Source organism: Actinomycetota bacterium (genome assembly GCA_013152275.1).
Classification (GTDB): Bacteria; Actinomycetota; Acidimicrobiia; order Spongiisociales; family UBA4744; genus BMS3Bbin01.
Genome location: JAADGS010000045.1, coordinates 1 through 12,095, shown reverse-complemented (window position 1 = coordinate 12,095; position 12,095 = coordinate 1). Strand labels below are relative to the sequence as shown.

Genomic DNA, 12,095 nt, shown 5'->3' with positions numbered 1-12,095 from the left:
CGTCCTTGTCCTGGCCGGCGATGGTGTCAAACTCGTGACCGATCGATCCCACGACTTCGCTCCCCATCGACAGACACCGTGCAGTGCGGCCGGCATGTCGACCACATCGCCGCTACGACCAACACCCTGACCATCTTGGCGTTCATCGTTGCCGACGCCAGACAGGATCCTCCGGTCGATCCCGGCGAGGATGCCCCGATCCAAATCCGTCGATACCGTCTCGCCCTTTTGCGTGTATACATCGGGCAGCATGTTGGCTGCAATCCGTCACTTCAAACCTCAAACGTGGAACGGCCCTGAGGGCCACAACCCTTGGGACCATTGGTGCTGGAGGGGGGATCCCAATCCCAGGTACACGCGACCCGTGAGAGGCATGGTTGATCGCTGCATGAGGAGATCTCGGTCGGTGGTGCCTCCTGGAACCAGCAGTGTGTTGGCGGGGCGGAGTCTTTGCTTGTGCGATGAACGTTCGGGTCCGCGTGCCGGCCGGCAGCGTCAGAGTTCGAGGAGGAAACGAAGCACCCGACCGATCCCAAACATCGCATCGGGGCCGACCTGCCCAACGCGGGTGGTGAACCGCTGCTCGGAGATCGACTTGAGGTCCTCGCATTTGGCGTAGCTCACCACGTCGAGACTCGAGTCCCCAGGTTCGATCTCGATGTGAGACGGGTGTCCTCGACGGGCGGTGGTGCAAGGAACCACCATGATCACACCGGCGGGACCCTCGTTGAGTGCATCTGCGGAGACCACCACGGCGGGGCGACGCCCGGACTGTTCACGCCCGACCGGCTTACCGGAGTCAATCAGCCAGACCTCACCCCTGCGCGGTGTCATCAGGACTGGTCACCGGCACCGCCGTTCTCCAGGGCACGCTCAGCTTCAATCTCGACCCACGCCGACCCGTCGTGCCGGAGTTCCTCGAACCGCCTGCTCATCTGATCGAAGAACAGACGACGCTCGAGCGCATCAGCAGCCTCATCAAGCAGCTGAGTCATCGGACGCCCGGTCGCATCCGCAAGCCTTGCGAACCGATCGCGAGTGTTCTCGCTCACTCTGATCGTTGTACTCATAGGCTGTGTACACCAACTCGTAGACTGGTTCGTCTACACCTTTGGCGAGCACATGAGAGAGACTTCCTGCCTACCGACAGCCGGGCCCTCGTCGAGTCCCGGGCGCGTGTAGCCGGCAACGGTGTCGGAGGGGGACTTCAACCCAAGTACACGCGACGCGTGGCAGACACGGCTGGTCATCGCGTGACCCGTGTCTCTACGAGGGCAGGCCGTGCCGGGCACGTCGTGGTGCCTCTTGTCGGACTGCCCGGCCGTGCTCCCGATCGGCGGCTCGGACCAACCAGGAGAACAGCGACGCCCACCTTGACAAGAGCGAGGAAACCCTGCCGACTACGGCTCGTACGGCCTGATCGGGTCGCCCGGGTCCCAGGCTCCGAGCTCACCGACGGGACCCTGCGGGCAGGTTCTCGCCAGCCCTTCCCATGCGGGACCGACGATGTTTGGCACCAGGTCGCAGGCGGGCCAGTTCCCATTCGACTAGATGTACATATCCAACGACGGCGGCGACGGCACCGGATAGCCCAGACCGGCCACACAATCCAGTAGAGCGATCTCGTAGGCGAGCATCTCCGCCCACTCCTCCTCGGTGTGGGGAACTCGATCGGGGATGTGCAGTCCGGCGCGACAGGCAATGGCTACCGCCAACGTGAGGTAGTTCTGTTCTTTGGGTACGCTGCCCAGTTCGCACCGAGCCCGTCGGCGTGCAGAACCAGGTCGAACCCGTAGACCCATCGATCAGCATGCTCTCACGATCGCGGGGGCAACGATCAGATGCCGCACCACGCATGGGTTCCCGATAGGGCCCATCGGGACGTCGTCGTATTCTTTGCGCAACGGTCCAGTCGGGAAACCCCAGGCGACGATCAAGGTCCAAACCTGTTGCAGCGTGAGCGCCTATGGCGCCACGAACCATGACGGCTTACCCTGGTCACGGCACGTTGCGATATCCGCATCGGACGGAAACACCCCGTAATCGTCAACGAGCGCCGAAACCGGATCGAACCTTCCCCGTAGATCGGTCGAGAACCGCTCAAACGATGGCATCTCTACCTGCGGATACCCCAACCCGGCCAGACACGCCACTACCCCCTGCAGATACCGGTACAGGCTCTCCAACTGCTCCTGGGTGAACGGCGGCGGGTCCTCCGAATACGACGGATCCACATCGCGGATGCACTCCTCTCTGATCTCCTTGTACGCCCCCCGATCCCCGATCAACCCGCCTCCGGTGATCGTGTAGTTCGGCCCGAGCGTCACCGGGTATCCGTGATCGTTCAGACACGCCACCAGCCGCGGAAAGAACTCATCCGGCAACAACGACACCGGAGGCCACCGAGGAATCGTCGACTCCCCCGTGACCTCCGACACCCGCGACGCCGACACAGGTCCCGAACCCACCGGCAACCGGGCACACCCGGCCGCCAGTAACAGCACCAGCCCCACCATCACACGCCGCATCCGAACCTCCTGGCGATCATACAAGCCCTGCCAAACACTTCTCGGCCGATCGTGTGCCCTCAACGACCGGACCCTGTCGCGCACTCTCGTCAACCCCAGCCCCGCATCGTGTAGCAGGCGCTGACGAGAAGGGGGCCGCATCACACCCCCAATGCCACAGCGGCACGACCTCACGCCGCCGCAGCCCGCGAACGGTTCCCCCGGTCCCAGCACATCGCGATCTCCGCATCGGAGGTGTCCCGGTTCGGCTTTCTTGCTCAGATTCTGGGTTGGTCGGTTTGAGTGTTTCGGGTGTTTCGAGGTATCGGTGTAGGGGTCCGTTGCCGGTTGATTACCGAGTGTCTCTTTTCGGGTTGCAGAAGCCTTTCGATGTATTGTGCGACAGCTCGGGCGCGAGCATGCGCTTGAGCGTACGGAGGGTGACATGACCAGGGATGAAACCGTTCGAAGACCCCATTTGCGCCTGTGGCTGATTGCAGTGATCTCGCTTGGGGTCGGGCTTGTGGCGACGTTCTTGTCTCTCTTCGCCCATACGTGTGCGATGCCGGCATCGGTGAGCATCCTCCAGTACGATGAGAAGGGCATTCTCGATGCCGGAATCCAGCCGTTCTGCAACTACGGACTGCCACGGCCCTTTTTGAGCGAGGACCGATTCTCGAACCAGCTGCCTCCAGACGACTCGGCTGCTGAACTGAACGTCTTCCTAGGTCCGCAGTTTTCGGAGGGGGAGTTCAGTGTCGACGCCGCAGTGTTCGATGTGATCGCCTGGGGTTCGCTCGCTGCTCTGTTTCTCGTCTCACTCGGTCCATACCTGACGAGGCGACGGCTGGTGAGACTGGCGTGGTTCGCCTTGGGTGTGAGCGTGGTGATCGCCATGTTCACGGTGCGTGTCCCTTCGGGACCAGCCCGGTTCTACTCCCGGATCGATTATGTCGCCGGTTGGCCCGTTGCATGGATCACATTCCCGAATCGGCTCTCGTCTCCCACGTTCAATCCGTTCATCGCACACCTCGACATCATCGGGGCGATCATCAATGTCGTCGTCCTCTGGGTTGTTTTCACATGTGTGGCGAGCCGGGTGGAGCAGAGACAAAGAGGAGGAAGGAACTCAGCCGGCAGTGCAAACGCAAGTCGACAATCAGCGAGGGGACAGTCTTGAAGCTGCGGAAACGAGACCGCGGGAGCCTGTCCCGCTGAAGTACCAGAGCGTTGGCTCTGGCCATAGCGGCAAGCCTTGCCGTTGCACCGACTGCCGACGCCGCCAATGCCACCCCGCCAAAGCCGCCGCCGGCCAAACGCTGAAGAAGCTCGAGCTTGACCCGACAGTCGCGCCGGTCGTGCAGAGGATCTTCGCCGAGTACCTTGCCGGGAAAGGTCTGTATGCGATCGCCGAGGGACTCACCGCAGACGGGATCCCCTCTCCCTCCGCTCACGACCCTGCCCGCAACCCCCGCTACACCGGGCACCAAGTCTGGAACCGTCAACGCCGCGACGAAACCCTCATCGACGTCAACGACGTCGCCCTCGGCCACCAAACCAGAATGCGATGGAACAACCCCGACGACTGGATCTGATCGCAGAACCCGACCCTTCCAGCCATCATCGACGCCGAGACCTACCAGGCTGCCCAGGACGTCTTTGCCGGCACCCAACGCGCCGGCGCGGTCCGTCGAGATCGCACCAAGCATGCCTACGTACTCTCAGGGCTGATCCGCTGTGCTGTGTGCGACCGCAGGATGCAGGGATCCTGGAACAACGGCAAGCCCTACTATCGATGCAAGTTCCCCGCCGAGTACGCCGTGACCAAGCAACAACACGCCAAGACCATCTACGTGCGTGAGGACGCCATCGTGCCCGCTCTCGACGTCTGGATCGGCAGCCTCTCCGACGATGACCATCTCGATGCCACCGCCCAGACCCCGGCCGCCGCCAGCGGGGCCATACCCGATGAAAGCCCTGGCCTCGAGCTGCGCCGCCGGCTCGAGGAATGCGACACCAAGCTCGCCAAGTACCGGGCACTCCTCGAACACGACGCCGACATCATTATCGCCGTCACTTGGATCGCCGAGACCGAGCGAGAACGCAGAAGTCTGAAACGAGAACTCGGCCGCAAACCCACACCACGCAAACTCACCGAGACCGAGATCAAAGCACTCGTCACCCAACTACGCGACATCGTCGCCGTGCCAGCCGATGCCGATCCCGCCGACAAACGGGCCATCTACGAAGAACTCGGAGTCAACCTCACCCACCACTCCGACGGACGCGCACACGTAGCCGCCGGGGCACGCCATGTACTTGGGGTTCGTGTCGGAGGAACCTCAACGCGTGACAACCACCCGGCGTGGCGACTTAGGGAGTGGGGAGGTCGGGCAACGTCGATGAACGTCAAGAGAACTCAGCTGGCGGCAGGGCCCGCTAGGTGATTGACGACGGCCCGGACGGGAAACGTCAACTACCTGCTGTGAGCCACCGCTCGATACGTGCCGTTCGGCGCTGTTTGGTGATCAGACCAATATGGCTCGGGAACCCGCTGTTATGGGGTATTCCGACGCTTTACGTTTACCGCGGGATCAGGTTGGGTGATCAGTGCGCTGATGCGGGTAGCTCCAATCTTGAGCACATCCAGCCGAACCCGCTCTTCGATCGGGCCGTCAGAGAGCGACTTGACGGGCCTCTCACCGAAGCTGGGCTCCGCTCAATGGCCGATCCGAGAACATGCGGAGCTGACCTGGCCTCGGTGACCTATGAGGCCAGATCGTGCCTGTGTGACAGAATGGGGCATGGCCGTCATCGCAGGCGGTCCGCAAGGAGGCACCCATGGCGAAGAAAGACAAGGGCGGAAGGAGCAGCAAGAAGGCCGCGTCCAGCAGCCTGAAGGAGAAACGCCAGGCCAAGAAGGACAAGAAGGCAGCCAAGGCCAATGAGCAGAAACCTTTGTAACAGCTGAAAACCCGGGTCGGATTGGCGTTCTAATGGGCCGAGCCATGTCAAGACCCGCAGGCCTCGTAGGGCAGGCACCCCAAAAGGACGCTCGCCGGAGTCGTGGGGGCATGGGCACCACCCATAACGCGCGGCCTGGATGCCAAACAACCCACAGGCGAGCCGCCCATATCCGGCAATACGCGTGGCGGTTTCCAGGGCCGCACCGCCACGATGCCGGCTGAGTCTTCGCCGCGAGAATATCCCCATCGCGCATTCGCGCCGAGTCAGTCCGAACCAGGACGTGGTGCAAACACCCCCTGTTACCAGCGGGTATGTTGGTGTCGGAGGACCGATACGAGAGCTGACTACACGTCCAGCGCCACTCGCCAGGTTGTACTCTGTCGCAGCATGACGTCACGCGGATTACGTGCCCGGATCCAGGAACCTGCGCCCTAACCGAGCGCCAGATCCCGGCCGGGAGAGTGCATCGGGACCCGCACTAATGACCTCTGCTGTGTGAAGGCTTCCGGACCTGTTTCGACGCGCCCTGGTAGAAGGCGGATCACGAGAGAAACGCCAGGTGGGGCCGCTCTCTGGCCACTCATCGTCTTGCACTGTTTTCCGGTGGTTCTCACTGCCATGTGCACGCGATAGGCACGCGGCTTGAACGTTCACCTTGAGCGCGGCGCCTCTTGTCGGGCGGAGGCTGACTTCGAGCAACCGCTCGATTCGGCCGCGCTAGTGAGACCCAGAGCGTGGATCCAGTCTGGCGTTGCTCCGTGCAGGTATCGTTGCAGCCGAGAGAAAGGAGGCTCGAAGTCGGAATACGCATCGACTCAGAGCCTCTGACGGATCACGACCCAGTGGATTGGGTGCGGGGACGTCTCGTCTACGGCCGATCACTCCGTTCGTGGATCCCCGACGACTTCGAGCGCTACGCCAGGGTTCTCCACCCGGCTCATGTCAGGAAGCAAGCCGTCGACCACATCTCGGAACGGTCGGTGCCGTGGAGCCAGATCAGCGGCTGGAGCGGCAAACCGTTCGACGCCACCTCTTCGATCCATGACCTTTCGGTTCGCGACGATGGGATGTCTTGGCTGCGCCAAGGAGCATCTCTCCCAATGGAAGGTGAGCTCGAGCGGCCGCTCGTTGATCGGCTGGCTGAGATCCTCGCCCAAGCGACCTCCACCCCGGGCCTGCTGTGGCTGCTCGTCTGGTACGGATACGGGACCGGTGTTCCTCTGCAGGCCAGAGGGCGGTGGTGGAACCGACGCAGGAGCCGGAGGCGACACCGTCGGCCCGCGGACGACCCACGCCCATTGGTCGACGTCAGCCCGTCGCTTACCCACAGCGGACGCCGCTACCTCCTCCATCGGGGCTCGATCGAGACTCCCTCCGACCGCAATGATGACTGGGTGTTCAACAACACGCCGCCGAGTTTCTGGTGGCCGGCCGACCGCGCATGGTTTGTATCGACCGACATCGATTGGTCCTCGACCTACATCGCCGGTTCCGCCGACTTGATCGACCGCCTTCTCGACGACAGGACGCTGGAAGTCTTCGTCGCTGAGCAGGGGCCGTTTCGCAGCCCCGACCAGATTCGAACTAGCGTTTCCGGCTTGAAAGGCCGGCTCAAGGGTATCCGAGTACAACCGTGTGGCCTGGGAGGAATGCTCGAAAGCAGCCTCTGAACTGGGAGTTCGCGTCGGTTCGAGTTCGCATCGATTTGCGCTGTTTCTCGCTGCTTGTGGTCGCGGTGTGGCCCAAGGGCTCTCAGCTGACTCTCCGCTTCCTTCTTGTTCCCTATGGCACTCGGAGGATGCGGACGGGGTCGCGGTAGGCGGCGATGGTTGCTGGTGGGATGGCGGCGATGGTGGTGGTGACGACGGCGAGGATGTCGATGGCGAGCGTGAAGGTCGGATCGGGTGGAGTGCCGGTTGCCCGGGTGAGGATCAGCCAGGTAGCGACCGTACCGATCAACGCACCCACCAACGCGGTGAGTGCGGTCTGGGTGGCGATGAGCCCGATGATGGTGGGTCGGGTGGCACCCAACGCGCGGCGGCGTCCGAAATCGCGGCGGCGTGTCGTGACGGTCCCGTAGACGTTCAGTCCGGTGAGGACAAGTCCGGCGGCGAGAACGAGGGTGACGAGGTTGCGGCCGTAGCGTCCGAGTTCTCCCTGGACGGCTGCCCTGACCTGTGCGAGGGTCTCGGAGGTTTGGATCCCGACCGACGACAAGTCGCTGGGTGCGAGGACGAGGTAGGCGGCATCGGCGACACTGGCGACCTCATCGGGCGCGGTAACCAGGATGTAGATCGCCCGTAGTTGCGTGTCGGAAGGGCCGGGCCCGGTGAGCAGACCACGGTTGAGGAACGTGAGCGGATCGGTCGCTTTGAACCCGCCGACCACCGCGACGCTGGAGTCGTTGGTGATGGTCCCCCCGACCGGCAGGAGCAGGCCGAGGGTGGTTTGCGCGTCGGGTCCGATGACGGCCTGACCGGCGGGTGGGATGCCGCTGGGGATGTCGAGTTGTGGCGGGATGGTGCCGTAGAGGGCACGCATCGCTGCCGGGTCTCCTCCAGGGTTGGCTGCCGGCCGCACGTCGGTGGCCGGTCCGAGGCCGATCACCCACTGGACCCCGCTGAGGCGGCTGATGCGATCGACAGCGTCGGGGCTGATCCCTGCGGTGCCTTTCGTGTCCGAGATGACGATCGACCGGGTCCCGGCTGCGTCGATCTGTGACAGGACCTGGCGTTCAGCTTGGACGGTTTGGCCGGTCGTCGACAGGATCGCCGCGACAACCCCCGCCACGATGAGCGCCGTCACGATCGACGACACCGGTTGGGCCAGTGCGGTGCGGGCAGACTCGATAACCAGTTTCACAGTGCCCACCTCGCATCACAGGCGGCCATGACCGTTGCGTCGTGTGTAGCGATGATCACCGTCTTGTCCTCATCGTGCGCCAAACCGGCGAGCGCGTCGATGACCACATCGGCGGTTCGGGCATCGAGGTTGCCGGTCGGTTCGTCGGCAAGGATCACGTCGGGTGACGCGAGCAGCGCGCGACACAACGCGATCCGCTGCGCCTGCCCGCCCGATACCTCCCCCGGCTTGTAATCCGCCCGCAACCCCACATCGAAGCGTTGCATCAGCTCCTCGGCCTGCTCGACGGCGTCACGTCGACGGATCCGCGTGTAATTCGACACTTCGATGATGTTGTCCAACACCGTTCGGGCCGGATCCAACGCCGCGTCCTGGAACACGAACCCGATCCGGGCCGCACGGAACTCCGAGCGGCGTCGATCCGCCCGTGCACCGACATTCTCCCCATCGAAACTGATCGTCCCCGACCACGGCGTCAACAGCAGACCGATCAGATACAGCAGTGTCGACTTGCCTCGTCCCGACGCTCCCGTGACCGCCGTCACGGACCCCTCCTCGAACCGGTGCGACACCACGTCCAGGATCGTTTCGTCCCGCCGGTACCCGAAAACAAGATCCTCGACGGTGATCATGAGCCGGTGACAGGCAACAGAATCTCGGTACCGGCGGCGATCCCGTCGACGATCGACAGTCCGTTGGACGATTCGATCACGGTCACCGGCAGCTGCGACCCGTCGGGAGCCATCACATACGCCTGATTGCCCGGCCCGGAACTGATCGCAGCGACCGGCACAGCCGGACCGTTCGTCTCCGGGATCACCACCACCTCGGCACGGAAGTCGCTCCGGTCGGTCAACCCGACCCAGTCGGCGCACACATCGCCACACACCGACCCGCCACCGATCCCCTCCAAAATCAGATTCAACTGCCCCGTCTCGAGCGACTCGGACGCCTGCACGATCCGCGCATCCCACACCCCATCCGGATACGTCACGAACACATCGGCCGACAACGGCACCAGCGACGCCTGCTCGATCGCCAGCGGGATCCGAAACACCGGATCTGACGGCACCACCTGCACCACCCGCTCCCCACCAGCCAGCCGTGCACCCACCCACACCTCATCCGACAACGCGACCCGGACAGGCAAGACCGGCACGAACACCAGATCCCCCGCCTCGACCACACCCGTGTCAGACACACCCAACGAGGCCTGCCACGCCCTCACCGCACTACGAGTAGACGACCCGAACGAACCATCCACATCACCCGAAAACAACCCCAACCCGGACAGGAACGACTGAAGCTGCGCAACGTCCGAACCATCCGACTTCACCGCCAGCGACCGGAACATCGGCACCGCACCTTCGGCGATCACCACGGGACGCAGATTCACCGAATACAACACATCACCGGCAGACACCGTGTCACCCGCTGCGACCTGCACCGACGTCACCACCCCGCCGGCCGAGTTCTCCCCCACCGGCGTCAGATCCCACTCCGCGACCGCAGTGAACGTCAACGACCGGCCGACCGTCCCATCCTCCACCGTGTACACAACCGGCTGTACGGTCTCATCAAGCGGATTCGACGGCGGCTCCAACGCCACCCTGCCAGCCCAGAAGCCCCCACCGGCGGCTGCCACCACAACCAGCAGCAACACCAACACACGGCCCCACCTCACAAACACCACCCAACCTCTACTAACCTGACCCGACCCAATCTAGCCACCGCCTCCCCAAAGGCTGGCAGAGAACAGGCGAAGAACTCCCCAAGTGGGGCGGGTCCTCGGTCCGCCCAAAGGTTGGGAAAACCGAGCCTTGCGTCTGGAACAATCTTGCGCGACAGTACGACTACCAGGCGACATAAGGGGGACCGATCAACGACAGAGATCATCTGTCTTCACTGGCCGAGTGGCGACGGAACTAACTTGCTACGCCGTCCCGCCGCCACCCAACACGATGAGGAACACTACGTGCTCAGACGAACCATCACAATCATCGCGGTGCTCGGCCTGCTCATCGCCATGATGGCACTACCAGCCGCTGCCTCATCAGGATCGATGAACTGCCAAACCGGCGGATATCCGAGAACAGTCGGATACGGTGCTGGACTGCAGTACCACTGGGTCCAAGGAACACCGGGCACTTACTACGACTCGGATGGCACACTTGTCCTGACCTGGACATGGCGAACCGGCTACCGGTCCTGGATCGTGAATGCTCCGGGTGGGGGATACGGGGCCTGCAAAACGTGAGTCGATTCGGCGCCGCAGCGCGGCTGGGCTCGCTGGTGGGTCTGGTCGTTGTTGTGGTTGGCTGCTCCAGCGCGCAGCCAACCACAACACTGCCATTATCTCCGGCCTTGGCATCATCGACATCGACAGTCACGACAAGCACTTCGCCTACACCGAGCACTGCAAGCCTGGATGGTGCCGTCACGGCTGGTGATCTACCAGACTGGCCGGTTAGCTACACAGGATCTCGAACCGGTCCTTTCTTCAAGGGAGGAGTCGATCACTGGCAGTACGTATGGGCCTGTCTGACCGACCTCGGGTACGCCGTTAGCCTGCGGGATGACGGTCGCGGGCTCACCGTCCCAGAGCAGATCTCGCAAAGGACGCTCGGCCAGGCATCCCAGGCATGCTGGCAGAAGGCCATCGACATCGGGCTCGTGGTGGACCCTCCCTTCTCTGAGGCCTATCTGACCGTCATGTACCACGCGTACACTTGGCTCACGCAGTGCCTCCTCGACCACGGCGTACCAGCTCCTGATCCGCCGTCGTTGGACGCATTCCTCGAGGGCGGACTCGATAGCTGGAACCCGTACGCTGGCTTTCCCGCGGGTGCCGAGGTCGGATTGGGAGTAGAAGGGATGTACATTCCGGCCGATATTGCCGATCAGTTGGCCATCCAAGCCGACTGCCCGATCCACACCTCCGATCTGCTCTCCAAGGTCGGGATCACGCCATCCGACATCGCAAACCTGCCCTCTCCGTGAGAGAACATACACCCGATCACACCGAACGGTTCTGCCAGCGCATGCACGGACTTCCTCCAGGTCTGAAGCTGAAGGAGGTCTTCAGCTCCGTCATCCCTCACGGATTGGGAACCGGCAGTGAGAGGCTCCTAATGGGGTTGGTCGGTCTGTTTGACGACCGGGCAGGCCGTGGCAGTGCTTGTACTTCAGACCAGATCCGCAGGGGCACCGCTCGTTGCGACCGACCTTGGTGCCAGCTGGCTGACGCTGGCTCGACAGGTTGGTAGTCGCCTCGAGACGCCACTCTCGGATATCGAGTTCATCCTCTCGTATTCGGAGAAGCTCACTCCAATGGCGCAGCCGCTCGTTCTGCCTGCGGAGACGCTCCTCCGCCGCCATGACGTCATGCTCACGTGCACCGATCTGCGCCTCCCGTGCTACCAACTGTTCTTCGGCTCGACCCGCGAACACCACAGAGCTGCTGTCCAAGCCACCGACGTCGACTACCGCTGTCAGCTCGCTGTCGATCAAACCGGCGATACCCTCCCCCATCGTTAGCCCGAGCACGTCACAGTATCTTCGCCATGTCGACCATGCCGCATCTGACAAGGGGACCTTCACCGTCTGCGGCCCTTCACCATGATCCAACTCCGCCAGCAGCCGGCGATCTATCTTCGCTAGCTTGCCGCGATCCAGCACCATCACCATCACCATCACTCCCCGGTTAACCAGTCAACCGCCCGCAACTTGTTGCATGTGCGTGTGGCTCTGAGGGGGTTC

13 protein-coding genes and 1 pseudogene are annotated in these 12,095 nt (G+C 63.1%); 6 read left to right on the top strand and 8 right to left on the bottom strand.

Annotation, left to right across the window (positions count from 1 at the left end):
* Positions 1-495: 495 nt before the first annotated feature.
* The 4 genes from GXP34_08050 to GXP34_08035 all read right to left on the bottom strand — a co-directional run bounded on the left by GXP34_08050 (position 496) and on the right by GXP34_08035 (position 2,528).
* Positions 496-834: a type II toxin-antitoxin system PemK/MazF family toxin gene (locus GXP34_08050; GenBank protein NOY55924.1), complete on the bottom strand. Its 339-nt coding sequence runs from the start codon at positions 832-834 to the stop codon at positions 496-498.
* Positions 834-1,070: a hypothetical protein gene (locus GXP34_08045; protein NOY55923.1), complete on the bottom strand. Its 237-nt coding sequence runs from the start codon at positions 1,068-1,070 to the stop codon at positions 834-836. Before GXP34_08045 ends, GXP34_08050 begins: the two co-directional genes overlap by 1 nt.
* A 477-nt stretch (positions 1,071-1,547) precedes the next feature.
* The gene (locus tag GXP34_08040; protein ID NOY55922.1) at positions 1,548-1,802 is read right to left on the bottom strand and encodes a hypothetical protein; all 255 of its coding nucleotides are present in this window, start codon (positions 1,800-1,802) and stop codon (positions 1,548-1,550) included.
* A 162-nt stretch (positions 1,803-1,964) separates the two neighbouring features.
* Positions 1,965-2,528 carry a hypothetical protein gene (locus GXP34_08035; protein NOY55921.1) on the bottom strand — a complete coding sequence of 188 codons (564 nt, stop codon included), beginning with the start codon at positions 2,526-2,528 and terminating at the stop codon, positions 1,965-1,967.
* Positions 2,529-2,952: 424 nt separating this feature from the next.
* On the opposite strand from GXP34_08035, the gene GXP34_08030 reads away from it, so the two are divergent.
* The 4 genes from GXP34_08030 (at position 2,953) to GXP34_08015 (ending at position 7,144) form a co-directional block, all read left to right on the top strand.
* Positions 2,953-3,687: a hypothetical protein gene (locus tag GXP34_08030; GenBank protein NOY55920.1), complete on the top strand. Its 735-nt coding sequence runs from the start codon at positions 2,953-2,955 to the stop codon at positions 3,685-3,687.
* A gap of 178 nt (positions 3,688-3,865) precedes the next feature.
* Positions 3,866-4,102, top strand: coding sequence for a hypothetical protein (locus GXP34_08025; GenBank protein ID NOY55919.1), 237 nt, complete (start codon positions 3,866-3,868; stop codon positions 4,100-4,102).
* Positions 4,103-4,264: 162 nt separating this feature from the next.
* Positions 4,265-4,954, top strand: coding sequence for a hypothetical protein (locus GXP34_08020; GenBank protein ID NOY55918.1), 690 nt, complete (start codon positions 4,265-4,267; stop codon positions 4,952-4,954).
* 1,362 nt (positions 4,955-6,316) lie between these two features.
* Positions 6,317-7,144: a hypothetical protein gene (locus tag GXP34_08015; GenBank protein ID NOY55917.1), complete on the top strand. Its 828-nt coding sequence runs from the start codon at positions 6,317-6,319 to the stop codon at positions 7,142-7,144.
* A 112-nt stretch (positions 7,145-7,256) separates the two neighbouring features.
* Here the strand turns inward: GXP34_08015 and GXP34_08010 are convergent, their stop codons facing one another.
* The 3 genes from GXP34_08010 to GXP34_08000 are packed head-to-tail and all read right to left on the bottom strand — an operon-like array spanning position 7,257 to position 10,005.
* Positions 7,257-8,336, bottom strand: coding sequence for an FtsX-like permease family protein (locus GXP34_08010; protein NOY55916.1), 1,080 nt, complete (start codon positions 8,334-8,336; stop codon positions 7,257-7,259).
* Positions 8,333-8,968, bottom strand: a complete 636-nt coding sequence (locus tag GXP34_08005; GenBank protein NOY55915.1) for an ATP-binding cassette domain-containing protein — start codon at positions 8,966-8,968, stop codon at positions 8,333-8,335. The genes GXP34_08010 and GXP34_08005 overlap by 4 nt, the downstream gene beginning before the upstream one ends.
* A complete protein-coding gene (locus GXP34_08000; protein ID NOY55914.1) occupies positions 8,965-10,005 on the bottom strand; it encodes a peptidoglycan-binding protein in 1,041 nt (346 codons plus the stop codon). Before GXP34_08000 ends, GXP34_08005 begins: the two co-directional genes overlap by 4 nt.
* A 306-nt stretch (positions 10,006-10,311) precedes the next feature.
* Here GXP34_08000 and GXP34_07995 point away from each other — a divergent pair, with 306 nt between their 5' ends.
* On the top strand, positions 10,312-10,593 hold the full coding sequence (locus tag GXP34_07995; GenBank protein ID NOY55913.1) for a hypothetical protein: 282 nt from the start codon (positions 10,312-10,314) through the stop codon (positions 10,591-10,593).
* Positions 10,594-10,700: 107 nt separating this feature from the next.
* Positions 10,701-11,336, top strand: a complete 636-nt coding sequence (locus GXP34_07990) for a hypothetical protein (protein NOY55912.1) — start codon at positions 10,701-10,703, stop codon at positions 11,334-11,336.
* Between the two features lie 90 nt (positions 11,337-11,426).
* Here the strand turns inward: GXP34_07990 and GXP34_07985 are convergent.
* Positions 11,427-11,564, bottom strand: a pseudogene (locus tag GXP34_07985) (hypothetical protein).
* Positions 11,565-12,095: the final 531 nt, after the last annotated feature.

Excerpts from the sequence above, each read along its gene's own strand:
- GXP34_08030 (NOY55920.1), top strand. The coding sequence starts at position 2,953 with ATGACCAGGGATGAAACCGTTCGAAGACCCCATTTGCGCCTGTGGCTG.
- GXP34_08020 (NOY55918.1), top strand. The coding sequence starts at position 4,265 with ATGCAGGGATCCTGGAACAACGGCAAGCCCTACTATCGATGCAAGTTC.
- GXP34_08040 (NOY55922.1), bottom strand. The coding sequence starts at position 1,802 with ATGGGTCTACGGGTTCGACCTGGTTCTGCACGCCGACGGGCTCGGTGC.
- GXP34_08035 (NOY55921.1), bottom strand. The coding sequence starts at position 2,528 with ATGCGGCGTGTGATGGTGGGGCTGGTGCTGTTACTGGCGGCCGGGTGT.
- GXP34_08050 (NOY55924.1), bottom strand. The coding sequence starts at position 834 with ATGACACCGCGCAGGGGTGAGGTCTGGCTGATTGACTCCGGTAAGCCG.
- GXP34_08005 (NOY55915.1), bottom strand. The coding sequence starts at position 8,968 with ATGATCACCGTCGAGGATCTTGTTTTCGGGTACCGGCGGGACGAAACG.
- GXP34_08045 (NOY55923.1), bottom strand. The coding sequence starts at position 1,070 with ATGAGTACAACGATCAGAGTGAGCGAGAACACTCGCGATCGGTTCGCA.